Source organism: Candidatus Nitronauta litoralis (assembly GCA_015698285.1).
Classification (GTDB): domain Bacteria; phylum Nitrospinota; class Nitrospinia; order Nitrospinales; family Nitrospinaceae; genus Nitronauta; species Nitronauta litoralis.
This window is the reverse complement of record CP048685.1, coordinates 2333111-2359738: the sequence shown is the minus strand read 5'-3', so window position 1 is coordinate 2359738 and position 26628 is coordinate 2333111. Positions and strand designations below refer to the sequence as shown.

Here is a 26628-nt window from a genome sequence, read left to right as displayed (position 1 = left end):
TCTCCCCTATCCACAGTTTCAAACCCGGGGAGACAGTTCGACCACTACTTCAATGATTATTTTGAGGAAAGGGTATAAACCCCCTGCCACTGTTCCTCAGGGGGTGATTGTTCCAGTTCGTGGCACCGGGCAATTAAGATTTTAGATGGGCCATCATCCGGGTCAATCTCCAGCGCCTTTTTAAATAAAATAATCGCTTTTTCCCACTCCCCCTCTTTATAAAGAGCCAGACCCTTTTCGTAAAATTTGATCATTTCCTTTTTGTCTTCCTCAAGGCATCCCTTTACCCCGATCAACTCAAATATTTTTACTGGCTTCTTTCTACCAACAACCTGGATATAATCCATTTCCCTAGCCTCAATCGCATCCTTTGCCTGCAGGTAAGTCGATTCCGCGATCATGGTCCAGGTACCGTAGAATTTGTTTGCTCCTTCCAGTCGTGCCGCCAGGTTTACCGCATCTCCATTCATTCCATAGCTCATTCGCGTTTTGGAACCCAGATTTCCAACAACAATCATTCCAGTATTGATTCCTATACGCATCTTTAGTTCGGGAAGCTCTTTTTCTTTCCATTCATGATTGAGCTCTTCTAGACGTTTTTGCATAGCTATCGCCACCATGCAGGCTTTTTCTGCATGATTACTGAAATAAACGGGAGCTCCAAAGAAAGCCTTGATAGCATCACCGTCATACTTGTCCAGTGTCCCCTCATGTTTCAGCAAAATATCGGACATCTCGCCCAGGTATTCATTTAAAAATTTGACCTGTGCTTCGGCCGTCATTTTTTCTGAAAAGGATGTGAAACCTGCAAGATCTGTAAAATAAGAAGTGAGCTCTTTTTCTTCGCCTCCCAGTTTCATATTGTCCGGATTCGAAATAAGCCGATCGATGACCTCTGGAGAAACATACTGGTCGAATACACCCCGGATGAATCGTTTCTGGTTTTGTTCCACCAGATATTGGTAGGCAACCATTAAAGACAAAATCACCAGGCTTTGCAGCATGGGAAGTGTGCCGAAAAGAAAAAATCGCTCGCTGACAAAAAACCATTGAACTATACAAAAATATCCGAAATTCAAGGCCATCCACAACCCCAGCCCCCAAACAGGTTTTGCCAGAGAAAACAGGATCGTCAGAAAAACTCCCCAAACAAACAGGAACCCGGGTTCTGCCAAATCCAGCCAGGCGGGGCGATACAAGGATTTGCCATTCAGAATATTATCAATAATAGTGCCATGAATTTCGACTCCGGGAAAAACAGGATCGAAGGGGGTTAGCCGGATATCCTTTAAAGCAGTCGCCGTGGCACCCACCAAAACGATTTTGTCTTTGAAAATTCCAGAATCCAGTCCCCCCTCCCTGGGGGCATAGATATCTGCCAAAGAAATGTAAGGAAAACTCCCTTGAGGCCCGAGAAAATTGATCATGATTTCCCCCTTGGAATTGGTGGGAATCACAATGGGTTCTTTTGCATCAATCAAAACCTTTTCAACACCAGCAGGCCCAACCTTGAATAACATGGTTCCCTTAAAAAATTTCTCAACGGATTTGACAGCAAGCGAAGGGAAGAAAAAATCGCGACCGGAATCTGCATCATGATATTGGACAAGTAACGGTTGACGACGCAGAGTGCCATCTGTTTCAACATCGAAACTGAAAAACCCTGCATGGCGTGTGTTTTTTGATAACTCATCCAGGTTGGATTCCACAGCATACGCCTGCAAAATATTAAAGTCGGAGGGATCGATGGATTGGTCTGATTTAATAAATCCCCTGAAGCGGGTGGATTTAATATTTTTAAAATTCTGGTCCAGTTCCTTACGCGAAAGATGGCTTAAAGTGGAGGGATCAAAATGAAAAAAATATCCAAGGACAACTCGTCTCGAATTTTTAATGGCGGTAGCAAATAGGTTGTCCCGATCTGCGGATTCTATGGATTCATCCAAAATGGATAAAACAGAAGAATCCTTAATCCCTTTTTGACCCAGTTTATCCTTTAGCTTGAGGAACCCTGGAAGCCCTCCACTATTATCTTCGCCCGAAAATACCATATCAAAAGCAATTACCCTGGCACCCATAGCGGTCAAATTATCGACAATACGGGCAAAAACATCCCTGGACCAGGGCCATCGACCAAGTTTGTCCAGGCTTTTTTCATCAACCGAGGCGATGACAATATCCTTTCCCGGGGTATCGGGTCCACGCCAGTGAAACTGCGCGTTCTGGTAAAGCAATTCCAGATCTTTTATAAATCCAGGCGACAAACTATAGATGATGAGAGTGAATATAGTGGCCGCAAACCCTAAAAAGTACTCATTTTTCTTTTTAAAGGTCATAAAAATATCGCCGAATCAAAGTTTCAAACTGGCTGATCCTATTTATGTTGGGAAACTACCGCTTGGATAAAAGGATTTTCTTGTACAAAACCTCGTACCGCTTACACTATGATGGGTGGTATTATTATAACCCCATCACTAAAAAGTCCAACTGTATTGAGTTTCTGTATGCAAGCAAACCAAATATTGGGTTTTGAGTTTTTCCAGAAAATCCCCCGTACTCAAGCCGAAGAAATCCTCGCCAATTCAGAAACCATAGTGGTCGAAGGAGGGGAATTTTTGTTTCAGGAAAATGAAACAGATCCTTTTTTCTATTTTGTTCTTGAAGGCGAAATTCTGATATTCAAGCAGGAAAAAGAACTGGCCGTCAGAAAGGCCGGAGAATATTTTGGGGAGATGGCCCTGATCGACAATCAGCCAAGGGCAGCAGGAGCAAAAGCATTGACCCAATCTACACTGCTTAAAATCGGGCAGGATAGTCTCGATTTATTGATTGCAACGAACCCGGAATTTTCGAAAAACCTCCTGCAAACCCTCGTTTCCAGAACCCGGGATGACCTTGGGGAGCTCAACCAGGGATACAGAAAACTAAAAGTCCAAAAGAAAAAAACATCCAGTCTCAATCGAATCCTGGATGACACCACCAATGAGATCTATATTTTCGACTATTCCAGCTTGAAAATTTCCCAGATGAACAAGCGTTCGCTGAACAATCTGGGGTACACACTGGATGAAGTCAAACAGTTAACTCCTTTGGATATTCTGGCAGAAACTAATGAAGAAAGTATACGTAAACTTCTAAACCCCCTGGTGGCTGAATCGCAAACCCAGGCAGCATTTGAAGGAAGACAGACCAGGAAAGACGGCACCACCTACCCGGTCGAAATCCGTTTTCAGTTAATGGAAGCCGAACCCAGAATCCAATTGGTGGCTATTGTTCATGATATTTCTGAGCGAGTCAAAATGGAGAGAAAAATCCGGCAACTCGCGTATTTCGATCACCTCACCTCACTGCCAAACCGAAACAGTCTGCTGGAAGACATTCAAAATCTTGAGGAAAATAGTGGCCTGGATAAAATCAGGCTGGGCCTGTTTCACATAGATATGGATGAGTTCAAGAGAGTAAACGATTCACTCGGCCATCAAGGGGGGGACATTCTTCTGAAAGAAGTCTCCAAACGACTTAAAGATGAGTTCAGTCCTGTTGCCAATATATACCGACTCCGCGGTGACGAATTTGCCCTTCTCATGCCATGTGTAGATACCACCGAAAGTGCGATACGTTTTGCAGAAGTGATCATGAAGCTGATCGATAAAATGTTCAGCATCCATTCTTTTGATATCCACTTGACTTGCAGCATTGGTATTGCCCTGTTCCCTTTTCACGGAAACAGTGCAACCACCCTTGTTGAAAATGCAGATCTGGCCCTGACACGATCAAAACAATTAGGGAAAAACCGATACAGTTTTTATGAATCTTCTTTAGAACCCCTGGCACTCAATAAACTGGCTCTTGTCAGCGGTATCAAAAATGCCCTGGGAAAAAGTCATTTCTATTTACTCTACCAACCTAAAGTTGATGCCAGGACAAAGCAGGTTGTGGGCGCAGAGGCGCTTGTCAGGTGGGATCACCCCCAAATGGGAAGCATTTCACCAGGCAAATTCATTCCAATCGCCGAAGAAAGCGGATTAATCATCCCCATGGGAGAATGGATTTTAAGAAAAGGATGCTCACAGCTTAAAAAATGGCACAACATGGGCTTCACCGATTTTACGCTTTCAATCAACTTCTCTGGAATCCAATTCAGCCATGATGGAGCGATTGATCTGGTAAAGGAAATTGTGGAATCTCCGGAATCTGCAGACCATGGCATTGAATTGGAATTGACCGAGAGCATAATCATGGAAGACACTGAAGAAGCTCTTATAAAGTTGCAAGATCTCAAAGACCTCGGACTTCTTCTCACTATTGATGATTTTGGAACAGGGTACTCCTCTATGAAATACCTTAAAGACATGCCTTTGCACTGCTTGAAAATCGACCAGTGTTTTGTCCGGGGAATTGAAATCAAGTCCAATCAGGCCATTGTAAAAACCATAGTGAATCTGGCTAAAATGCTTGACTTAAAAACGGTTGTAGAAGGTGTAGAAACAAAGGAAGAAGACCAGATAATGGAAATGCTGGGCTGTGATTTGATCCAGGGGTATCTGTACTCAAAACCCGTTTCCCCGGAAGCCATTGAAGAAATGCTCGAAAAACAAATAAATAAAATATTGGATTAAAAACAGGAATATAAAAACCTGAATACCCTGTTTCATTTATATATAATAAAATATCAAGAGCTTAAAATATGCCCTAATAATTAATGGACCAAAACAATACTTTTAAAAAGCATCATAATCAAAGGCTTTAAGTAGACAGTTTTCATGCAAACCAAACTGGCACAACCCTTGGCTAATAATTCTTGGCTGGCTTAATAAGGTCAAAAGGTTAAACTAAAATTGTATTTTACCTGCGATGTTTTGGAGTCAAAACAACATGTATGAATTACCCATAAAAAACTCGTTGAAAAGACAGCGACTTCCCTTAGGTAAATTGCTTGGGACTTTTTTTGTTGCCGCGTTTCTCGCATTTCCCGTTTACTCCCTGGGGCAAAAAGAAGAAGTGACTCGCATGGAGTTTATCCGGCTCATGGCCAAGGAGCAAAGCACCAGTAAAATGGTCCCCCAAAATGCGGCCAGGCTCTCAGATGACGAATTGTACAAACAGGTGACGCAAAACCTTAAGAAGAATGGATTTAATATTCTCGACAGTAAGAAGCCGGACCAGCCTTTAAGCCGACAGGAATTTGTCCGCCTCACCTATGCATTTTCGGGTCAACCCGCAGGGAAGTCCCTTTTCGACCAAAAACAATATTTAAAAGATGCTCACATCATCAGCACTGCTGATGTGGGCCTCACCACCGGATTGCAAGGACGTGCCGTTCAATACCGCGATGAGGTAGAGGGCTATTCTTCATCCGAACTGGCCGGACCGGTTTTTATGCAGGACCGGGTGGAAACGGATCTCGATTCCATGATCACCTTTACCTTTGACGATGGCAGCACCATGTCACTGGGTGAAGATGCGGTGGTCAACATTACAGAGCACATTTACGATCCAGATAAAGATTTTCGCAAGACCATCGTGAATGTGGCTTTAGGTGCGGTTCGCTTTAAAGTCACCAAAGGTAAAGCCGAGGGATCCATATTCAAGGTGCTGACCCCGGTCGCCACTGCGGGTGTCAGGGGTACCGAGTTTGTGACTATCGTTGAACCCGGTGGCAACACAAAGTTTATCGGGATTGAAGGCCTGATCGAAACATTTTCCCGACTTCCCAATGGCAAGGAAGGCAAACACGAAATGGTTTCTGCAGGAACCATGAACAGTATTTCTGAAAACGGTGCTTCTTCGGGGGTGCAGAAAGCAGATGCCGCCACGTTAAACAATGTAATCCAGCAAACAAGTCCCGATCAAACATTGACTGAACAACCCGGAATGACCCTGGCAAAAGCCATGCAAGCAACAGGAGCAGACCTTAAAGCGGCAAACATCCTAGCCAATGATGTAGTGCAATCAGCAGCGAGCGATGCTGCAACGCAATCCGCAGCGACCGAGGCCGCAAAAGATGCTGCACAGATGGCCGCAAAAGATGCTGCACAGATTGCTGCAATAGGTGCTGCCCAGATTGCTGCAATAGAGGCAGCTAAAGAGGCCGCCATACAGGCCGCAAAAGATTCAATAAAAGCTTCTACAAAAGATGTGATCAAAACAACCGCAAACACTTTTGGAGGAATCGCCGATCCTGGTGGCAACCCGAGCACTGTGAGTGCAACAGGCCAATCAATTGGGGAGGTTGTAGGAGGCTTGAGTCAATCCAGCGCCGGTGTTGTTAGCGGCGGAATCGGTGGAGGGATTGGTGCTGGAGGTGGAGTTTCCCTACCGGGAATTGGAGGTGGCGGTGGAATTTCCCTGCCGGGAATTGGCGGTGGTGGTGGAATTTCCCTACCGGGAATTGGCGGTGGCGGTGGAATTGGCGGTGGGGGTTGTTTAATCCCGCCCTGTTAACGTCAAAGGACAAGGGAAGGGGAAAGGTATAGAAATTGGTTTAGGACCGTAAAGCTTTCTTAATCTTCATACAAGCACCGGGACCCAGTCAAAAGGGGATCCCGTTTTTTTTTAACTATACCGTCTCTCATTACCCAAATAGTTGTTTTTTTTATTTTTATATTAGCTTGATAGAGTCAATCCACTTAAACCTATAAACTATTGAAAAATTTAATGCTCCGCTAACCCAACTTGCCCTGCCTGGAAAAAATCAAAATATTTCAATGGTTTACAGGAATTAATTCGGCATATTTGGCTTGAAAAATGGTCTATAATCGCTAAGCTGTTAAAATCTAACGGCTAATTCTATTTTTTTGGTGGAGGGGTATTATGTCGGCCCGACATAATCTGGCAGGCGTTTTTTTGTTTTCCTGCCTTTTATTTTTTGCGGTTATTTTCATTGGAGCCCCCCTTCCGTCATCCGCATCGGTAACCGTAACCACCCCCATTAAATCCGGGATCGAAAATTATAAAAAGGGGCTGTTCTCCAAAGCCATTAGAGATCTTCAATCCGGTTTGCTCGAATCGGCCTCTCCTCCGGCAGAAGCTTATTATTATCTGGGAGCAAGCCTGAACAAGGTCGGTAAATTTGGCGAGGCGATTGAAGCTTTTAAAAAAGCACTGGAGATCAATCCAGACTATTCCCAGGTCTATATGGATCTTGGGATTGCCCACCACAACAGGAAAAATTATTCCGAGGCCCTTTCCAGTTTTAATAAAGTTATTTACGCGGACCCGGGAAATGGCGCGGCCCTGTTTTTTCAAGGACTGGCTTTACAGGGTCTGAAAAAAGTGGATCAGGCCATCAACAGTTTTAATATGGCGGGGTCTATGGATCCCGACTTTGAACAACTGGCCAAATTCAATATAGGTTTATTGAGATACAAAGCCAAACAGTATGAAGAAGCAAAAGCACAATTTGAAGCTTGTATACAGACCAACCCCGAATCCAATACAGCCAATTCTGCACGCGAATTCCTGTCCCTGATAGAAAGCCAGAAACCACCCAAGCCCTGGCGAGTCGCTTTACGTGCTGGTGCGTCCATAGACGACAACGTCACCTTAACAGACTTAAATCTAACGACCGGGGTTGGCGACCTTTTGACGTTCTATTCATTTTCCGGGTCTTATCAGTTCGAACCCATTGAAACATTCACGTTGGACACTGGATATGATTTTTTCACAAGCATTTATGACAACCTGCACCAGTTTGATATGCAAATCCATTCAGGTTTTGTGAATGCCACCAAAAGTTTTGAAGATGTCGACTTGAAAATGGGCTACACCTTCAACTACATAAAACTGGATGAAATCGATTTTGAATACATCCACACATTCAATTCCGGTGTCAGCTTTACCCTGAAAGATTGGTGGTATGTGGACCTCAGTTATTTCCTGAGTTCCAAGATATTTGTCAGTGCTCCGGCGCGCGATGGTCATAACCATTCGTTGCGCATATCCAACTATTTCACGCTGAATGATGACGGTGGATTGGCCTGGATTTCCTATGCACCAGAAGCGGATGTGACCCGGGATCCCCAGGTCACTTATGTCGCTCAAAATATTTCTGTCGGTGCAGTACACCCTGTCCCCTGCCTGGAAAAGCTAAAAACCAAAATCCGGGCCAGCTATAATTTCACCTATCAGGACTATCTGTTTATCACTCCTTTTATTGGAGAGGAGCGCATAGATTTCAGAAATTCTGTTTCGTTTGAAATCATCCAACCCGTTATGGACTACTTTGATATCATATTCCAGTATCAGTACATGAATAGCGCTTCCAATTTCCTGGCGAACGATTACGTCCAGAATGTCTTCAGCCTCTCCGCCGGCGCCTCTTTCTAAACATCCCTGTTTTCGCCATACTTTTTTCAAACCAGCAGGGCTACTCTGTTTTTATCCTCCCTATAAAAATAATTCTTACGTTTAAATGCATTTTAATACCCCTCCTGGAATACATTCCAGGGTGTAAATGTTTATAAAAAATGTACCACCTTTAATAAATAAATGATCTACAGGCACTATCATCGAATTTCAAAGAAAAAAGAACTCCCCTTTATTTTCAATAAGTTAGAAAATAAGTTCAATGTAAATCAATATGGCACCAACCTTGCTCTAGTAATGATGCACAGGCCAGATGGGCCAATTTCAAATATTAATCAAATTTTTCCCTACGTAGGTGGAGGCAAGGAAAAAATGAGTTGGTTATTAATAAATACTTCAAATAAAAAAATCGGGAGACTGTCCCGAAAGATCTTAAGCGCAATTCTCATCGCCTCTTTTCTGGCGGCCCCTGGTTTTTCGTTTGCCCGTGAAGAAGATGAAGTCACTCGCATGGAATTCATTAAACTCATGGTAAAAAACCAGAAACAGAGTTCGGTTATTCCTTCCAATGCATCCGCACTGTCTGATGAGGATTTGTATGGACAGATCGCGCATAATTTGAAAGAGAAAGGTTTTAACGTATTGGCCAGCAAAAATCCGGACCAGCCTCTATCGCAGCAGGAATTCGTGCGCATCACCTATGCCTTTTCCGATCAACCCGCGGGGAAATCCATTTTTGAACAAAAGCAATACTTGAAAGAAGCAGAGATCATCAGCACAGCCGATGTCGGCCTCACCACAGGGCTCCAGGGCCGTGCAGTTCAGTTCCGGGGTGAAGAAGAATCCTATAATCAATCCGAAATAGCGGCACCCGTATTTATGCAGGACCGGGTGGAAACAGACCTGAACTCAATGATCACCTTCACTTTTGATGATGGCAGCACCATGTCCCTGGGTGAGGATGCAGTCGTCAATATCACCGAACATGTTTATGATCCTGAGCGCGACTTCCGGAAGACTATCGTGAATGTTGCACTTGGAGCTGTCCGTTTCAAAGTCACCAAAGGGAAAGCTGAAGGTTCCATGTTTCGGGTCATCACTCCAGTGGCCGTTGCAGGGGTTAGAGGCACTGAGTTTGTGACCATTGTAGAACCGGGAGGAAAAACAAGGATTGTGGGGCTCGAAGGCAAGGTCGAAACCTTCCCCCGCCTGCCCAATGGCAAAGAAGGTAAGCATGAGTTTGTAATTGCCGGCACCATGCACGAAGTTTCAAAAGATGGTTCTTCCATAGGGTTACAGCAAGCTGATGCGGCTTTGATGAACAGGGTTTTCCAGAAGACCAATCCGAATAAAAAAATGAAAAACCGGCCGAAAATGACAATGGCCAAAATTATGAAAGCTGCAAAAGCTGACTTTAGAAATAGAAAGGCTTTTGGAAAATCCATCAACAAAGGCAACAACAAGGCAAAAGTAAATAACGGGATTGGCAAAGCAAAGGGGCTTCAGAAAAAACTGGCCAAAGGGCTTAACGTAAAAGGAAAAAGTCTGGAAAATAAACTCGCCAAGCTCAAAAATATTGAGAGCAAAATCCTTGCGAATGGGATAATTGGAAATGAAATGGTTGGAGACTTAGCCAAAAATGCAGCCAAGATTGTTGCTAAATCAGCAGCCCAGTCTGCAGCAAAAAACGCAGCAAAAGGGGTTGCCAAACTAGCGGCTAAAAGCGCTGCCAAAATGGCGGCCAAGGATGCTGCAAAAATGGCTGCCAAGAGCGCAGCAAAAGTAGCGGCTCAAACGGTAGCCAAGAACGCAGCGAAAAATGCAGCCCAATCAGCAGCAAAAGAGGCTGCTCAAACGGTAGCCAAAAATGCAGCCAAAGCTTCCGCAACACAGATGGCAAAAAACGCTGTAAAGGAAACCACAATGCAGGCCATTTCCACCACTTCAAACTCCCCGGCCCTGAATGGCAACGGAATCGTGAATGGGGTTGGAAATGGACTTGGTAACGGCATTGTTAATGGTATTGGTAACGGAATTGGCATTGGCAATTGAATTGGCAGGGTAAGGATTAAATAATAACCACTTACCTCATAAGAAGGATTTCCTGGGAACAATCGCCCGTCAGGATCAAGGCAAAACCTGGCAGGCGGGATTTCGGGCAGGGGCTTTAATAAATGACAATGTCATACTCAGCGACATTAACCTGCCAACCGGCGAGGAAAACCTTCTCACTTTTTCCAGTTTTCCTGGTTTTACAACTGGTCTCCTGCAGAGTCATTCAACCTACAGGCTGACTACGGTTTCTTTCAGAGTATTTACGATACCCTGCATTCATTCGACATGCAGATTCACACAGGGTCCCTCACTCTGACAAAGGAATTTGAAAAAATTGAAACTAATATTGGCTATTCCTTCAGTTATATAAAACTCGGAGAACTCGACTTCGAAAAGACCCACACGCTGTCATCCGGCCTTTTTTTCTCAGTTATGTAAAACTGGCTACTTGATCTTTAATACGCTTTAACCATAAAGGATTCCTTTGCGATTCCACAGCGTGATGGCCAAAACCACACCCTGCGGATATCCAACTAAATAACGCTGGATGAAGGCGAAGGGATGATCTGGTTCTCTTATCTCACCTGAAGGTAAAATCACACGCGACCAGCAATCCACCTAAGTCGCTCAAAACCTTTCAATTGGCGGGGACCACTTGATACCTTAGCTCGAAAACCTGGAAATCAAAGTCCGAGCCAACTACCAATATATTTATCAGGATTTCCAGTCCATCACACCACTGATTGGAATGGAACACCAGGACATCGTCAACCAGGTCTCATTTAAAATCGTCCAACCGATTCCAGGTTTCCTCGATATCACCTTTCAATTCCAGCATATCAACAGCGATTCCAACCTATCCGCAAACGACTTCGCAGAACATATTTATTCCCTGTCCGCCGGCACCACTTTTTAAAGACGGAAATTTTTTCACTCAAGTGGTAAACGGTATTGGATAAAACCCGACTTCCTGGCAACTTTGTCGTAAAGCATCTGAGCTGTTATATTGTCCTCATGTGTCATCCAATAAAGACGTGCACATCCCGCCTCTTGTGCACAGTCTTGCACTGCACTGATTAGTTGCCCCCCGATACCCCTGCCCCGCTTGGAAGGGGAAACAAAAATATCTTCCAGATAACAATAGTGACTTTCGGACCAGGTTGATCGATGCAAAATGTAATTCACAAATCCAACCATGGTTTCGCCCTCATAAGCCCCCAAACTGAATACAGGTTCATTTGGATCAAAAAAACGTTCCCAGGTGAGGTCGGAAATTTTTTCTGGCAAATCGGATTTATAAAATTCAAGATAACCTTGCCACAACTTCAGCCAATCTGATTTATCATGAGCATTGGGCGGATTAATACTAGCCATAGCGACACTATTCTTTTAATAAGGAATTAAGGAAAAAACAAACTTTTCCTTATCTTAACTCAGGGGATCCAGCCATGAAAGCTGTCGGGTTATACCAGTACTTACCTATTGAAAACGAACAATCACTGGTCGATGTCGAAATGGATTGTCCGGAACCTGCCGGGAAGGATCTGCTGGTAAAGGTCCAGGCCATTTCAGTGAATCCGGTCGACACCAAAGTGAGGGCGCCCGGAAAAGACATTGCAACCACGCCGCAGGTATTGGGTTGGGATGCCGCCGGTGAAGTGATTGAGGTTGGTCCAGATGTGGCCCACTTTTCCGTTGGAGACAAGGTCTTCTATGCAGGCGATATCACACGGCCCGGCAGTAATAGCGAGTTTCAGTTGGTCGATGAGCGCATTGTTGGAAGAATGCCTCAATCACTCTCATTTGAAGAGGCCGCAGCATTGCCACTCACGGGCATTACGGCCTGGGAAGCCTTGTTCGAACGACTCGGTATTTCATCAGAAGGGAAAGATGCGGGGCGATCGATTCTCATCATCGGCGGTGCTGGCGGGGTTGGGTCCATTGCAATCCAGCTGGCAAAAAAACTGGCAAAACTTAAAGTGATCGCTACCGCTTCCCGTCCGGAGTCTTCCGCCTGGTCCAAAAAGCTGGGTGCCGATCTAATAGTCAACCACCGGAACCCTCTTGATGCAGAGTTAGTTGCCATTGAAACGCCCCAAGTTGATTTTATTCTTTGCCTCAACAACACAGGCCAGCACTGGGGGGCTATGGCAAAAGCGATTGCCCCGCAAGGCAGTATCTGCTCCATTGTCGAAACATCTGAACCGGTTGAACTCGGTTTACTGAAGAGCAAAAGCGCTTCCTTTACCTGGGAGTTCATGTTCACCCGATCCATGTTCCAGACGGAGGATATGATTGAACAACAGAAATTGCTCAACAGAATTTCGGACCTTGTGGAAAAGGGGGAGCTCGTCACCACAACCAATAACGTCATACGTCCTATCAATGCAAGCAATCTGCGCAAAGCACATGCTCTGATCGAACAGGGAGCGACTATCGGTAAGATCGTTCTTGCCGATTGGCCTGAAAAGTGAGAACCGAATAAAAATCGAACTGATAAAAATATATTTTTTTAAACTTTTTCCTGTGGTAACAGTTTCAAAATCAGTAGCAGATGTATTAATACTTTTAACGATAGAAAACTCATCCCATCACCCTTGAATTGTTTTAATCTCCAAGGTAAATTTTTATATCATTGGGGTAAAAATTCCATCATTTCCCTAACTCCTGCCCGATCATGATCCGGTGCCCATCATTTGTTCGCAAGCCAAACTCCCTCATATTCCATGGCTCGTTCCTGATGTCTTTTATTAACTCCACGCCCTTTCCTTTAACCTCTGCGAAATATTCATCGATATTATTTACAATCAAATATGCAAAATAGGAATGATCCCCCAAATCGTGAGCCGGGATAGAATCGGGACAATGCCCTGCCATGATCTGACACGCATCTTTTTCAAAAATTCGCCATCCATCGTCCCCGATTTCTTTTACTTCAAACCCGAGAATATCGCGATAAAAAGTGATAGACGCTTCGAGGTCCCGCACCGCGAGAACAAACATGCTTTTCTGAATCATTTTCAATCCCAAAAAGATTTCTAATTTTATCTTCAAACTTGAAAGGCTGTCTGGATTATACACAACCCCTTTTAGCCGGTTAATTATTCCCCACCTACCCTACTGCTCAACAAGCGCTTTGTGGTACAATTACAAACACGCTAAACCATAAAGAATCAATAAATTAGAGGTCGCCGGACCAACCCGGCTATGAGTCTTGATGTTCAAAAAACTCCTCATTATTCCCGGTATCGCCCTGGGTGTATTCGCCATGATGTATCTGGTAGGAACACGCCAGCAACCCAGGCAGGTGACGGTTGCGGAACGTGCAACCACTGTTAAATACATCCAGGTTCCACAAATAGATCTCATTCCACGGGCGTCAGGTTACGGCTACGTTCAACCGGGAAAAACCTGGGAAGCGGTGGCGGAAGTCTCCGGGCGCATCACCCAGATGCGCGAACCTTTAAAAAAAGGAGATTTTGTTTCTGCCGATGATCTCCTCTTTCAGATTGAACCAGACTCCAGTCGACTTCTGGTCCAGCAATACGAAGCGGATATCCTGAACACCCAGGCGCAATTGGCGGAACTCAACCAAGTTGAAAAGGAAACACTCCGAAAACTGGAAACTGAAAAAAAGGCTCTCGAGATCAACCGTGACGAATTGCAACGCCAGCAAAAGCTCGCTGACGAAGGGATCATCGCTCAATCGCAGTTGGACAAGGAAAAGCTGAACCTCCTGGCAAGGATGAATACGGTAGAAAATTATATCGGCTCACTCGACCGCCTGCCCAGTCAGCGTAAGGCACTGGAAGCCACATTAAAAAGCCAAACTATGCGCAAGGAAGATGCCGAAATCGTTCTGGATAAAACAACCATCTTCGCACCGTTTCCCGCCCGAGTTACAGAAGTCAGCGCCGAAGTGGGTCAGGCCGTTTCCGCGGGCAAGGTGTTGACCAAACTGGGCAGTATTGATTTAGTAGAAATCGAAGCGCAGATCCCTGGATTCCAGTTGCGAAACTTTGTGCCACGCTGGATGTTCGCCCCCAATACAAACTCTACCTCTCGCTCGAAAAACTATCAGGATGATATTGACTTGCAGGCCATCATCTTACGGAAAGAAGGCGACCATATCATCAAGTGGAAGGGAAGGTTTATACGATTCAGCGAAACCGATCCGCGAACCGGAACGATGGGTGTCGTTATTGCCGTTGACAATCCTTATTCGCAAAACAGTAAAAAACGGCGCCCTCCCCTTGAAAGGAACATGTACGTTGAAGTTCAGCTTTCAGGTAAACCCCTGGCAAAAAAGAAAGTGGTTCCCCGCACCGCTATCCATGAGAACAAATTGTATGTGGTCAATTCAAAAAACAGGCTGGAGCGACGCCCCGTAATAATCGAATTCTTCCAGGGCAACCTGGCTGTAATTGATTCCGGTGTTAAACGGGGAGAAAAAGTGATCACCCACGATATCGTTCCTGCGATTGACGGCATGCTATTAAAACCTGAAGAAGATACCAAAATTAAAAATATACTATCCGGGAAACGCTGACGCTATGGGTCGCCACCTCCAATTCATGCGTTTCTTCGCCGGTCACCCAACGGCGGCCAATCTTCTGATGATCATCGCTCTGTTCTTTGGCTTCATCAGTATCGGTGAACTTCAACGCGAAACCTTCCCCCATTTTGCTGCAACCAAAGTCGAGATCTCCGTTCCCTACCCTGGCGCCACTGCAGAAGAGGTCGAAGAAGCTGTCAGCCAGCGGATAGAAAACGCGGTCCGCGACGTCAACAATGTCCTCGAAATAAAAAGTGAATCGCGGGAAAACCTGGGTCGGGTTGAAGTGGAGATGTATGAAGATGCCGATATCGGCCGCTTCCTGGACGAAATCAAAACGGAAGTTGAAGCCATCGATGACTTTCCTGACCAGACAGAAGTCCCCGTGATCCGGGAGTTGGGACGAACGGATTCGGTTGTATCGATCGCGGTGTCGGGTCCCATGTCGGTTTCAGATCTCAAACTGTATTGCGAAGCCCTTAAAGACCGCCTCTTACTTTTGCCAGAGGTTTCGCTGGTGGAAATTTCTGGTTTCTCCGAACATCAATTCCGCGTGGAAATACCTGCGGCCACATTAATGCAATACGGTTTGAGTGTTGTGGAAATCAGCGATGCCATCGCACGGCAGAATATTGATTTGCCTGCTGGCACACTTGAAACCCCTGGCTCGGATATTTCCGTCCGTTTTAAAGATGAACGCCGGACCTTGAAAGAGTACGAAGACCTGCTGATCATTTCGCGAACCACCGGCGAAGAAGTGCGTCTGGGAGAGATAGCGACTATTACCGACCTGTTTGAAAATGAGGAGGAGAAAATCCTTTTTAATGGAAAACGTGCCGGGTTACTCAAGATCCAGAAACTCACCACTGAAGATTCATTGCGCATCATCAAGGTGATCCGGGATTTTATTGAACAGGAAAGACAGGCATCACCTCCCGGAGTCAGTTTTTCCCTGACCCAGAATCGAACCGACATTATTAAGGACCGATTAACCATGTTGAGCCGCAATGCGATTCAGGGATTAATACTGGTTTTCATTACATTATGGTTGTTTTTCACTTTTCGTCTTTCCTTCTGGGTTGCCATGGGATTACCCGTGTCCTTTATGGCAACTTTCTTTTTCATGAAAAGCTTCGGCCTTTCTATCAACATGCTGACCATGGTCGGCCTGTTGCTTGCCCTTGGACTATTGATGGATGATGCGATCGTCATCTCGGAAAATGTGATGACCCAATTAACCAAGGGTAAAAATTCACTGGATGCCGCGGTTGAAGGAACCGGCCAGGTGACGTTGGGTGTGTTCTCTTCCTATATAACAACCATGGTGGTTTTTGGCAGCATCCCCCTCATGCTTGAAGGAGAAATGGGAAAGGTTTTATGGGTGTTGCCTGTGGTACTTCTCCTCACACTCAGTGTCAGTCTTATAGAAGCCTTTTTCATTCTTCCAAATCATCTGGTCCATTCCTTAAAAAACTACGACCACAACAAACGCAACTTGTTCAGAGTGAAATTTGAATCCTTGTTTGAAAAGGTGCGGCACAAAGTTCTCGGAAGATTGGTCGACTCTGCTGTGAAATGGCGCTATTTGTTTATTGGACTTTTGATTGCAGTGATGCTTTTTTCCATGGGAATGATCGGTGGAGGTCGAGTCAAGATCGTGGGTTTCCCAGAAATAGATGGTGACGTCCTCCAGGCCCGGATTCTTGCCCCACAGGGAACTCCACTTGAGGAAATGGAATCCATTGTGAAACATGTTGTGAATTCCATTATGCAGGTGAATACAAACCTGAAACCCAGGCAACCCGGAAACCAGGACCTCATTCAAAATGTAGTGGTTCATTACAGTCAAAATCTGGATGCTCACGAAACCGGCCCTCACGTCGCCACTGTATCCGTCGATCTGTTAGCAGCAGAAATCCGCACCTCGGATCTGGAAACAGTTACAGGGCAATGGAGACAGGAAGTCGGATCCATCCCCAGGGTTATCAATATCACTTACAAAGAACCGGCTATTGGACCGGGAGGATTGCCCATCGATATCCGTTTGCAAGGGGAAGATTTGACTCAGATGAAACGTGCATCGCTTGAGTTGCTTGCCTGGTTGAAACAATACGAAGGCGTTTTTGATCTTCAGGATGATTTGCGACCGGGGAAACCGGAAATTCAGGTTCGAATGAAACCTGGGGCCTTAGCCCGCGGGCTCAATTCTTCCATGATCGCCGGCCAACTACGCGCTGCCTTGTTTGGGCGAACCGCAAATGAAATCCAGGTCGGTTCAGAATCGTATGAAATTGATGTTCAGGTGAGCAGACAGGATCAGAACAGCTTGTCAGATCTGGAAAATTTTTACGTTACCGATGCGGAAGGCAATCTTTACCCTCTGGGTGAGGTGGCTTATCTGGAGCAAGGCAGGGGCATTGCCCGGATTCAGCGGGTAAATTCACAACGCACGGTTTCGGTTCAAGGCGACATCAATCCTCAGGTCACCAATGCACAGGAAGTCATCAAAGATACAGAAAAGCGTTTTTTAAAGGGATTGATCCAAAAGTATCCCGGCGTCACTTATTCGCTGGAGGGTCAGCAAAAAGAAACCGGTAAAACTGGAAAATCCATGATGAAGGCGTTCATGTTCGGAATATTTGGCGTGTTCATCCTTTTAAGCTTCCAGCTGAAAAGTTACGTGGAGGCCTTGATCGTTATGGTGGCCATACCCTTTTCATTGATCGGCGTCATCTGGGGACACGTGTTGATGGGGCTCGATCTTTCAACGGTCAGCATGATGGGATTTGTATCGCTGGCCGGTGTCGTTATCAACGACTCCATATTACTTGTTGAATTTATTCGTATGGGAGTCGAGGAAGGAAAAGAAGTCGTCGAAGCAGCCAAGCAGGCCAGTCGTCAACGATTTCGGGCGGTGTTACTGACTTCCCTCACCACCATTGCTGGCCTATTGCCTCTATTGGCTGAAAAAAGTTTGCAGGCACAGGTGCTCACTCCCCTGGTGACCAGTCTTGTTTTCGGGCTCATCGCCTCCACCGGACTTGTTTTGATCGTCGTGCCCTGCTTGTATTCCATACTATCTGATTTTGGAAGAAAACCCGCTGGAGCCAGGCAATAGAAATATCCTAATTAATCAGACGCCAGATTTTCTATAAAAACGACCGGACATATTCGTCCGCATATCCATCTTGAAAAAAAATCCTTTTTTCCAGCAGGCATCTACGTTTTTTGATCTGCGTTATAATAGAGTATTAATTATATCCATTTAAGCAGGACAGAATATGAAAGCTAGCCCAGAGACCAGAGATGAAATTAAAAATGTTTTGGACAAATATTTTGAGTCGTATCTTAAAGGTCAGTTGGATGACGTGATCACCCATTATTCACCAGAACCGGACACGACATTGATAAATTCCGGCCTGGAGGAAAAACAAATCGGCCGGGAAAATATCCGATCCAGGATCGAACAAAGTCTAAACCAGAAAGAGAAGATAACTTCTTTGAAATACCATAATTTGATGGTCTCCGAAAAGGATACAGTGGCCTGGATTTCTTCTGACCTTGAGGCCAGGCTTGCCTGGGAAGACCAGGAAATTAACTTGATGCTGCGGTTAACTGGAGTATTTGTAAAAGAAAAAAACAACTGGTTAATTACCCAAATGCATTCCTCAGCCCCCTTTACGATGGAAAAGCATGAAGACTGAAAAGCCCCCACCCTTTTTCCGCTTCTTTTTTCCTGGGACATAATCCATGATTGGTTTCAATATTGTTCCAACATTTAAAGGGAAAAATTTTTTTGTAGTCGATACCACAACAGAGTTTTTGGGAGGTTTAGCCGAACGCCTCGAAAGTCTGGTTAAAAACCGATTGTGGCTTAAAGTAATAATTGGGTTGATTGCCGGGGTTATTGTTGGGGCCATATTAGGACCGGATCTGGGATGGATGCCTCCTGAAAAAGCCCATCAGATAGGTGGTTGGTTGGCCCTTCCCGGTAAATTATTTTTAGGGCTGATTGGAATGGTGGTCAGTATTCTGGTTCTGGCTTCCATCATAATTGGCCTGAGCCAGTCCTCCAGTGGGGAACAATTAAAAACCATTGGGGCGAAATTCACGGTTTTTGTGGTTGCAACCACTGCTCTTGCAGCGGCCTTGGGAATCGCATTAGGGTTGACCATCCAACCGGGTTCTTACGTTGAACTTAAAAGCACCAGTACCCAACCCAGTATTCCAGCCCCTTCTCTTGAAAAAAAAGAACCACTTAATTCCAGTGTCCCAGAACTGATCGCGGGGCTGATTCCCAGAAAACCCTTAGCCGCACTTGCGGAAGGCGAAATGTTAGGGATCGTGATTTTTTCTATTTTGCTGGGGATTGCCTGCACGACAGCCGACAGAGAAAAAGTAAAACCTTTTCTGGACTGGATGGAGTCCATAATGGAAGTTTCCATGACCGTTGTCAAATGGGCCATGCTTCTGGCACCCTGGGCGGTTTTTGGTCTTATGGCGCAACTGATTTCAAATGTGGGGTTTGACACAATTGTTGGTATGGGAGTCTATGTTTTAACCGTGTTGTCAGGATTGTTTCTCCTCCTGGCTTCCTATTTCATTTTAGTTACAATCATTGGTCGACAAAATCCTCTAACCTTCGCCTCAAACATCGCGGAAGCCCAGCTACTGGCGTTTTCAACATCCAGTTCTGCTGCTGTGATGCCATTGTCGATTAAAACCGCGGTCGAAAAGTTGAAAGTTCCGGAAAGTATTGCCAGCCTGGTCGTACCACTGGGAGCCACTGTTAACATGGCCGGAACCGCCCTTTATCAGGCCGTTGCCATTATATTTTTAGCCCAGATGGCACATATTGAACTTTCAGTTGGAGAATTATCACTGATTATCGTTACCCTGGTGGCCTCATCCATCGGTTCACCCGGAACACCGGGGGTGGGATTGGTCATCCTTGGAAATATTGCAGGTGACTTTGGCATCCCAACAGAAGGACTTGTTTTGATCATGGGGGTAGACCGCATTCTGGACATGAGCAGAACAGTCGTCAACCTCACTGGTGATTTGGCGGCCTGTGTCTTACTGGGATCAGCAGCGCCTTTTTCAGAGCGAATCACACCTGTGGATCTCTCTGAAACCGGTATCGAGAAAATCCCATTATAAAACTCCGGTTTTTTATTTTCAGTTTTTTGTAATGATCAAATTCATAAGGTAAATCATTTCATACAATACCAGTTACCCTTCCTTAAGACGTCCCTTCATATCGGTGTAAGCCGATTCGATCAGCCTCTTCAGAGCCTGGGTATCGACGTCACTTTGGGGCCTCAACTTTACATGACGCATGAATTTACCAGTGCCCTCAAGCAAACCATCCGGGTCGGCGAGCTCTGCTCCGCGGAAGAAACCAACATTGACGTGGGCCTTAAAGGCATTGACATAAGCAAACGCGGCTTCACCAACACAAGCCGTTGGATGGCCATCGTGCAATAGCTCCCGGACATCGTCTCCCGAAGCCCTCATCACCGTAAACCAATGCCGGGCGATAGCGCCAAGCTCATCGGGCCTCTCATTCATCCAACGGTCGATGGCTGGGTCTCGTTTAACTGAACTCGAAAACAGGAAAAGACCTTTCATAGAGGTTTACTCCATTACTAGACTTCATACTTTTTACTAGAGAAACGCTGGGAATCGAACTTCTTTTGGCAGGATGTCATTTTTTGGACAGACAAAACGAATAGATAACTCAGGTTCCGCAGAAGGTTTTATAGGATGGGTCGGGTACAGGTGGCGGCCCGGCATAAGCTTCTTTTCCTGGAACTTCATCGAATGGATGACTTATAACAGATAGCAATTCCGTGAAAGGTGTCATGTCTTCCTTATCGGTTGCGGCGGCAAGAGCTTCTTCAACTTTATGGTTGCGTGGAATATAGATCGGATTTACCTGGTCCATGGTTTGTGCACCAGACTCCGGATCAGTTCCTTCCTTCTCCAGGCGCTTCTCCCACCGCCGAGCCCAGACATTAAAGGCACCGGACTGATCAAGCACTTCTTGCACTGGGTCGGAATCACCCCGCAAGACCTGAGAGAGACGGCGGAAAAAAAGAGTGAAATCTGCCTCGGCATCTTTCATCACCCATAAAAGATCGTTCATCAAATCCAGATCCTGCGGATCTTCCGTCGTCAAACCAATCTTCGATCGCATCCCGGCCAGCCAGTGTGTTTCATAAAGTGATGGAATATTCTGGATGCATTCATTCAACAGTTCGATGGATCGGTCCTTGACAGGATCAACCAGGGGAATCAGCGTTTCAGCCAATCGAGTCAGGTTCCAGCCCAGGATCACTGGCTGGTTCGCATAAGCATATCGGCCGTGACGATCAATCGAACTGAACACGGTGCCCGGTCGATAGGTGTCCATAAATGCACAAGGCCCGTAATCGATAGTCTCGCCGGAGATCGTCATGTTGTCGGTGTTCATCACCCCGTGAATGAAACCGATATTCATCCAGCGGGCCACCAGAGAAGCCTGGGCGTCGGAAACAGCTTTGAAGAATGCCAGGTATGGATTTTCCGCATCGGCTATATCCGGGTAATGCCGTGCAATTGAATAATCGGCGAGCTCGCGAACTTTTTCGACTCCACCTTTCCTTGCAAAAAATTCGAAGGTTCCAACACGAATGTGGCTGGCGGCTATACGGGTGAGCACAGCACCGGGCAAAACCTTTTCCCGATAAACATCTTCACCGGTGGCGACGGCAGCCAGGGCCCTTGTCGTCGGGATCCCGAGAGCATGCATGCTCTCTCCAATCAGGTACTCGCGTAACACCGGCCCAAGCGGTGCCTTTCCATCTCCGCCCCGCGAAAATGGAGTGGGGCCCGACCCTTTCAACTGGATATCGCGGCGTTTTTGATTTGTATCAATCACTTCACCAAGAAGCAGCGCGCGTCCATCCCCCAGTTGAGATGCGTACCCGCCAAACTGGTGCCCGGCATAAACCTGGGCTATGGGTTCGGCGCCAACGGGTACTTCATTGCCGGAGAATATCGCCTGGCCTGCTTCCGAATCGAGTGCAACCGGGTCCAGCCCAAGCTCTTCAGCAAGTGCATGGTTGAATTGCAATATTTTCGGAGCAATTGCCGGGGCCGCCTCGCAAGGAGCGAAAAAGCCCTCAAAGGTACGGGCGAAGCTGTTATCGAAATTGAACTGGGATTGTTTAGAGTCGAGTGTTTCCATTCTTTTTACAGCTTTCCTTATCATTAAAAACTAATTTTAAAAATCAGTTCAATTTCAATTCACATCGTTCAAGATTCAGATGCATTCTTGACGGCTAAAGATTCTTTTTACCTGAAATTCAAAGGTTCGTCAGAGGAGGGTTTTTCTAAGGGAAGCGTTCTGTGTAATAAAATTAGTATTAAAGCTGTGAATGACAAACCAGTTTAAAAGGAAACGAAGGCATGGCATCACAGCGTCTCCCGGAACACTTCCCGCCCTCAATTTAAGAAATCTTATCTAATCCTTAGTAGCCAATGCAGTTACTAATCCGTTTTTAATATCCCTTGTCACCTTAGTAAACCCTGTTAGAGTTATTAGCTTTTCGATCGAATAAGGAATAAATTGAAAACCAGACTTTGTTTTCCCCTAAGCTCTTTTTTTACTTTTGTGCCACGAAATAGCAATTTTGGAAATCATGGTCCAGGCGGTTGATATTCACTTTTTTAAAACCTGTTTCCCGAAGCATGTCTTGAGCTTTTTCAATGCCCCACATTGCTCCAAGACCTTCGCCTCCTTGTTCCAGAGATACGATCATACAATGCATACAGGAAATGGTATAGAGCAGTGTCCCCAAGGGATGACTTATACTTTTGTGAACATGTGTGGATCCTGAAATATCCTGCATCATAAAACTTCCCTTGGGATTTAATGATTGATAAATATTTGCAAGGACCTGTCTCGGATCAGCCTGATCATGGATAGAGTCCAAGGCTAGAATCAGAAAAAACTGTTCCTTTTCATTGAAACTTGAAACATCCCGGACCAGGAAATCCAAACTCGCCAAACCTCTTCTTTTCACTTCCTGATTGGCATAGGCGATTGCTTCATGAGAAAGATCGTAGCCGGTGAAGCGGCTTTCCGGAAACGCTATTGCCAGTTCCAACAGTGCCCTTCGCCTACCGCAACCCACATCCAGAACATTTACACCCTCAACCAAAGCTTCCTTCATTCCATCAAAGGAATAACCTGATCTACAATTACAGGGAAAAACGATTGACCACTATCCTCTTCCATAATTTCATGGAATCGCTTGAATGATGGATAGGGAACACCTCCACCAATTTTAAAGCAGTCTAATATTTGATCCTCGACGCTACACAGCTGCGAAATATATTGCCCAAAACCGCAATATTGCCTTCCACAGACTTCCGCGACAACCATGCTGCATGTTCAGGAAGCAGAAAATATGATTTATCCTCCGCGTCATACTTTATAACTCCACCGGTAACCATGTTCTATGGCCCAAAGAAAGCTTAAGGGATAATGCGCCCCGGCTTAACGTTGCAACTAAACTTTCAGATAACTGATCCGATGCCTTTTTATCAAACTTTTGTGTTTGCAGCATGGCACCTCCTCAATAATTTCCCCAGACCTTAAAACAGGCCGGTCTGTCTAGTTTTTCAGGGGAGGGGAAGATTTGAGCAACCGATCAAGGAAATTCAAATCAGTCTTTTCATAATAAAAGGAGTACTCTATATGAAACCCGTGTCTACGAGGGTCCAGGAACTTTTAAAAATGTGATTCCAATAAAGGTGTTGAAAGTCCACACAATTCAACAATCGGAATCCTCTCATCTATTCATGAAAAACAATGAACACATAGGAAGACCACCAACAAAACCTTCTATCCCCAAAGAATAGATATTAAATTTCATAGTAACGACGGTTGCCTGGGAAACCACTTCTTTAAATCAAGGCAACAATCAGCACCAGCAATACAAACTCTTCAAAAGAAAACTTTCCAGGAGAAAACAAGATGGAAAACCCGGCCTTTTATGTTCTAGTCACCTCAATGATTGCCAACTTCATTGTGCTGGGAATTTCTTTAAACCGGCCAAATTCCTTTTTCCCAGTCAGTCTTTGCGCCCTTTCCATTTCTTTGCAAGGTTACGCATTGAGACTGATCGCCTTAAACTCAATCAGCTGATTTATTTAAACAGGCAAAACGTTTTTGCGTAGAGACAATGATCCCAATTTGAGGATACAGCTTTCTCTCCAGGCACCAAAATGGGACCGTGTTTCAACTGGAAAGATTTGAAAAAAGGTTTTACTGTTTCCTGTCAGTCCATGTCGTCAGACAGACCTTGATCGATATGGTTTTTTGAGATAGAAACACGAGGATTGAAAAGAAGCATCACAGGAATTTTCCCCACTCTGGCACTCATCCCCCAAACAGTATTGGATATCCAATCCAGATGGTTCTTTCCTTACCTTCCCCAAGCTAAAAAGACTCCCCTTTTTCTCCAGGGAACAAAACAACACGAGCTTTCAGATATTTCCACCCGGATTTCCAGTTATTTCTATGAGATCATAGTAAATACCTCATGTCATTTTCCGTTTTAACCGCTATTGGTATAAGAGTACCTCTAAAGTGAGACTTTCTCTTTACTCAAAAATCTTCACATACCAAGAGGGTTGGGTGCGTTAAAGCTGAAAATAACTTTTTAAAACAGCCTCAAACCCAAGAATTAACCCAACGATTTTTAATATTTTATAACTTATAAACGTTCTTCAGCCTAAAAGTTCCTCTCCCTTAACTTGCTAATGGAATGGAACCTTATGAACTTTTTCTTAGTTTTTGATGTCAGTATTTAATTTCATTTGGAAGTTTCCTGGGGAATACAAACCTGCACTTTCCCTGATATTATTCATTCTATTTTTCATCACCACCCCTTCTTTAAGTACCGAGATAGACTATGAAGTGGATTTTGAAGGATCGCAACAAGAAGATTTACTGGAAATGCTTCAAAACTCTTCAAACCTGACCCAATTAAGAATCCTCCCTCTAGCCACATCGGCCGGTCTGATTCATCGGGCAAAACAGGATCAGGTCCGATTACAAAAGGTTCTCGAATCATTTGGATATTATTCCGGAACCATTGAAGTTTTTATTGGATCGCTTTCTCTGGAAAAAATAAATTCCAATTCGATTCCTTCCAACATAAAACACAAGGTAAAAATAAAGGTCACCCCCGGTCCCCAATATCGCTTCAACAAAATTAGGATCAAGGGACTACATCCCTCTTTCATTAAAAAACTCACGCTTCCTATTTCAAGGGGAGAACCCTCCATTCCATCAAAAGTGCTGGACTTGGAGAAGCTGATTTTAACCAGGTTAAATAAAAATGGTTTCCCTTACGGGGCTGTCAAAAAACGAACGCTAACCATCGACACTGAAAAAAACACAATGGATGTGTTTCTTAAAGTTTCGATAGGACCCAGGGTTCGGCTGGGAAAACTGATTATCAAAGGAACCCAAACAGTGTCCCCCGCTTTCATCGCCAAACTGGCTCCCTGGAAAAGGGGAGAATTTTATAATCCAAAAAAGTTTTCAGATTATAAATCCAACCTGCTTTCATTGGAGGTTTTTTCCTCCATTAAACTGAAATTCCGAGACAATGCCCCTAAACATGCTTCCAAAACGATCACTCTACCGGTCATTCTCCATTTAAAAGAACGCAAAAGAAAGTTCATCGGAGCTGGAGTGAATTACTCAAATAACATTGGTGGAGAAATAAAAACCTACTGGGGCCACCGGAATTTATTTGGACAAGGGGAGCGCCTAAAAATCACTGGAACCCTTAGCCGTATTGGCATCAATGAATTCGAAGAAATAAACAAAACACTTCATGGTGAATTTTTGAAACCGGAGTTTTTGACTCGGAAACAGGATTTTTTGATCAATGGATCAATTGCCAGTGAAAAGTTCGATTCCTACGAACGTGAAGCAGTTTTTGGCTCGCTTGGTTTGAAACGTCAATTCACTCCTGCCTTAAGCGGTACAGCAAGTGTCACAGCGGAACTTTCTGAAATTGAAAACAATAATGGCCTGGAAACCTTTGGTGTGCTCGGGCTTCCATTAGCCATGACCCACGACACACGCGATGATTATTTTGACCCCAGGTCCGGCATGAGCCACGAAATCGGACTTGCTCCTTATCTGACCCTGGTGGGACCCGGCACCGGCTTCACTATCCTTTCTCTGACAAGCCGTGGGTATTGGGATGTTCTTAACAACGGGCGAGCCATTCTCGCAGGGCGTTTTACCGTCGGCAGCATTCTTGCTGATATGGAATCGACCATCCCTTCAGACAAACGGTTTTATGCCGGAGGAGGAGGCTCTATTCGTGGCTATGAATTCCAACAGGTCGGCCCCTTGGATAATCAAAATGACCCTCTTGGGGCGGAAAGCCTTATGGAACTCAGCCTTGAACTTCGTCTTCGAATCGGTGACATAGGAGTTGTTCCTTTTATAGATGGAGGAAATGCATTCGACTCTGAGCTCCCAGACCTGGACGAAGGATTTCAATGGGGGGCAGGAGTCGGGTTTCGTTATTACACCAGTTTCGGCCCACTCCGGCTTGACGTTGGTTTTCCAGTCAACAAACGGCCGATTGATGACGACTGGGCCTTCTATATTAGCATCGGACAATCATTTTAAA

General features: G+C 45.1%; 16 protein-coding genes and 1 pseudogene. 11 read left to right on the top strand and 6 right to left on the bottom strand.

The window, feature by feature from the left end; all coding sequences use genetic code 11:
- Window positions 1–56: 56 nt before the first annotated feature.
- Complete coding sequence (locus tag G3M70_10745) at window positions 57–2336, bottom strand: CHASE2 domain-containing protein (protein ID QPJ62321.1); 2280 nt, start codon at window positions 2334–2336, stop codon at window positions 57–59.
- 168 nt (window positions 2337–2504) lie between these two features.
- On the opposite strand from G3M70_10745, the gene G3M70_10740 reads away from it, so the two are divergent.
- The 5 genes from G3M70_10740 to G3M70_10720 all read left to right on the top strand — a co-directional run bounded on the left by G3M70_10740 (window position 2505) and on the right by G3M70_10720 (window position 11278).
- On the top strand, window positions 2505–4619 hold the full coding sequence (locus G3M70_10740; protein QPJ62320.1) for an EAL domain-containing protein: 2115 nt from the start codon (window positions 2505–2507) through the stop codon (window positions 4617–4619).
- A gap of 256 nt (window positions 4620–4875) precedes the next feature.
- Entirely contained in the window at window positions 4876–6444 is a 1569-nt protein-coding gene (locus tag G3M70_10735) for a FecR domain-containing protein (GenBank protein QPJ62319.1), read from the top strand.
- A 369-nt stretch (window positions 6445–6813) separates the two neighbouring features.
- Window positions 6814–8328 (top strand): tetratricopeptide repeat protein, encoded by a 1515-nt coding sequence (locus G3M70_10730; GenBank protein QPJ62318.1) that lies wholly within the window; start codon window positions 6814–6816, stop codon window positions 8326–8328.
- A 351-nt stretch (window positions 8329–8679) separates the two neighbouring features.
- Window positions 8680–10359, top strand: a complete 1680-nt coding sequence (locus tag G3M70_10725; GenBank protein ID QPJ62317.1) for a FecR domain-containing protein — start codon at window positions 8680–8682, stop codon at window positions 10357–10359.
- Window positions 10360–11110: 751 nt separating this feature from the next.
- A complete protein-coding gene (locus G3M70_10720) occupies window positions 11111–11278 on the top strand; it encodes a hypothetical protein (GenBank protein ID QPJ62316.1) in 168 nt (55 codons plus the stop codon).
- A 14-nt stretch (window positions 11279–11292) separates the two neighbouring features.
- On the opposite strand, the gene G3M70_10715 is transcribed toward G3M70_10720, so the two are convergent.
- The gene (locus G3M70_10715; protein QPJ62315.1) at window positions 11293–11736 is read right to left on the bottom strand and encodes a GNAT family N-acetyltransferase; all 444 of its coding nucleotides are present in this window, start codon (window positions 11734–11736) and stop codon (window positions 11293–11295) included.
- A gap of 74 nt (window positions 11737–11810) precedes the next feature.
- Between G3M70_10715 and G3M70_10710 the strand changes: the two genes are divergently transcribed.
- The gene (locus G3M70_10710) at window positions 11811–12836 is read left to right on the top strand and encodes a zinc-binding alcohol dehydrogenase family protein (protein QPJ62314.1); all 1026 of its coding nucleotides are present in this window, start codon (window positions 11811–11813) and stop codon (window positions 12834–12836) included.
- Between the two features lie 178 nt (window positions 12837–13014).
- Here G3M70_10710 and G3M70_10705 read toward each other — a convergent pair whose 3' ends face one another.
- The gene (locus tag G3M70_10705; GenBank protein QPJ62313.1) at window positions 13015–13380 is read right to left on the bottom strand and encodes a bleomycin resistance protein; all 366 of its coding nucleotides are present in this window, start codon (window positions 13378–13380) and stop codon (window positions 13015–13017) included.
- A gap of 199 nt (window positions 13381–13579) precedes the next feature.
- Here G3M70_10705 and G3M70_10700 point away from each other — a divergent pair, with 199 nt between their 5' ends.
- The 4 genes from G3M70_10700 (at window position 13580) to G3M70_10685 (ending at window position 20077) form a co-directional block, all read left to right on the top strand.
- A complete protein-coding gene (locus tag G3M70_10700; protein QPJ62312.1) occupies window positions 13580–14911 on the top strand; it encodes a hypothetical protein in 1332 nt (443 codons plus the stop codon).
- Window positions 14912–14915: 4 nt separating this feature from the next.
- Window positions 14916–18035: an efflux RND transporter permease subunit gene (locus tag G3M70_10695; protein QPJ62311.1), complete on the top strand. Its 3120-nt coding sequence runs from the start codon at window positions 14916–14918 to the stop codon at window positions 18033–18035.
- A gap of 163 nt (window positions 18036–18198) precedes the next feature.
- Complete coding sequence (locus G3M70_10690; GenBank protein QPJ62310.1) at window positions 18199–18621, top strand: nuclear transport factor 2 family protein; 423 nt, start codon at window positions 18199–18201, stop codon at window positions 18619–18621.
- A 46-nt stretch (window positions 18622–18667) separates the two neighbouring features.
- Window positions 18668–20077, top strand: a complete 1410-nt coding sequence (locus G3M70_10685; protein QPJ62309.1) for a dicarboxylate/amino acid:cation symporter — start codon at window positions 18668–18670, stop codon at window positions 20075–20077.
- 72 nt (window positions 20078–20149) lie between these two features.
- On the opposite strand, the gene G3M70_10680 is transcribed toward G3M70_10685, so the two are convergent.
- The 3 genes and pseudogenes from G3M70_10680 to G3M70_10670 all read right to left on the bottom strand — a co-directional run bounded on the left by G3M70_10680 (window position 20150) and on the right by G3M70_10670 (window position 23532).
- On the bottom strand, window positions 20150–20548 hold the full coding sequence (locus G3M70_10680) for a DUF1801 domain-containing protein (protein ID QPJ62308.1): 399 nt from the start codon (window positions 20546–20548) through the stop codon (window positions 20150–20152).
- Between the two features lie 109 nt (window positions 20549–20657).
- Window positions 20658–22148 (bottom strand): YdiU family protein, encoded by a 1491-nt coding sequence (locus tag G3M70_10675; protein QPJ62307.1) that lies wholly within the window; start codon window positions 22146–22148, stop codon window positions 20658–20660.
- A 418-nt stretch (window positions 22149–22566) separates the two neighbouring features.
- Window positions 22567–23532: pseudogene (locus G3M70_10670) on the bottom strand (class I SAM-dependent methyltransferase).
- Between the two features lie 1235 nt (window positions 23533–24767).
- Between G3M70_10670 and G3M70_10665 the strand changes: the two are divergent.
- Window positions 24768–26627, top strand: coding sequence for a BamA/TamA family outer membrane protein (locus G3M70_10665; GenBank protein ID QPJ62306.1), 1860 nt, complete (start codon window positions 24768–24770; stop codon window positions 26625–26627).
- The last annotated feature ends 1 nt before the right edge of the window (window position 26628 follow it).

What these genes read in the sequence shown, in the direction of transcription:
- G3M70_10745 (QPJ62321.1), bottom strand. Translation starts at nt 2,336, where the DNA reads ATGACCTTTAAAAAGAAAAATGAGTACTTTTTAGGGTTTGCGGCCACT.
- G3M70_10740 (QPJ62320.1), top strand. Translation starts at nt 2,505, where the DNA reads ATGCAAGCAAACCAAATATTGGGTTTTGAGTTTTTCCAGAAAATCCCC.
- G3M70_10735 (QPJ62319.1), top strand. Translation starts at nt 4,876, where the DNA reads ATGTATGAATTACCCATAAAAAACTCGTTGAAAAGACAGCGACTTCCC.
- G3M70_10730 (QPJ62318.1), top strand. Translation starts at nt 6,814, where the DNA reads ATGTCGGCCCGACATAATCTGGCAGGCGTTTTTTTGTTTTCCTGCCTT.
- G3M70_10725 (QPJ62317.1), top strand. Translation starts at nt 8,680, where the DNA reads ATGAGTTGGTTATTAATAAATACTTCAAATAAAAAAATCGGGAGACTG.
- G3M70_10720 (QPJ62316.1), top strand. Translation starts at nt 11,111, where the DNA reads ATGGAACACCAGGACATCGTCAACCAGGTCTCATTTAAAATCGTCCAA.
- G3M70_10715 (QPJ62315.1), bottom strand. Translation starts at nt 11,736, where the DNA reads ATGGCTAGTATTAATCCGCCCAATGCTCATGATAAATCAGATTGGCTG.
- G3M70_10710 (QPJ62314.1), top strand. Translation starts at nt 11,811, where the DNA reads ATGAAAGCTGTCGGGTTATACCAGTACTTACCTATTGAAAACGAACAA.
- G3M70_10705 (QPJ62313.1), bottom strand. Translation starts at nt 13,380, where the DNA reads ATGATTCAGAAAAGCATGTTTGTTCTCGCGGTGCGGGACCTCGAAGCG.
- G3M70_10700 (QPJ62312.1), top strand. Translation starts at nt 13,580, where the DNA reads ATGTTCAAAAAACTCCTCATTATTCCCGGTATCGCCCTGGGTGTATTC.
- G3M70_10695 (QPJ62311.1), top strand. Translation starts at nt 14,916, where the DNA reads ATGGGTCGCCACCTCCAATTCATGCGTTTCTTCGCCGGTCACCCAACG.
- G3M70_10690 (QPJ62310.1), top strand. Translation starts at nt 18,199, where the DNA reads ATGAAAGCTAGCCCAGAGACCAGAGATGAAATTAAAAATGTTTTGGAC.
- G3M70_10685 (QPJ62309.1), top strand. Translation starts at nt 18,668, where the DNA reads ATGATTGGTTTCAATATTGTTCCAACATTTAAAGGGAAAAATTTTTTT.
- G3M70_10680 (QPJ62308.1), bottom strand. Translation starts at nt 20,548, where the DNA reads ATGAAAGGTCTTTTCCTGTTTTCGAGTTCAGTTAAACGAGACCCAGCC.
- G3M70_10675 (QPJ62307.1), bottom strand. Translation starts at nt 22,148, where the DNA reads ATGGAAACACTCGACTCTAAACAATCCCAGTTCAATTTCGATAACAGC.
- G3M70_10665 (QPJ62306.1), top strand. Translation starts at nt 24,768, where the DNA reads ATGTCAGTATTTAATTTCATTTGGAAGTTTCCTGGGGAATACAAACCT.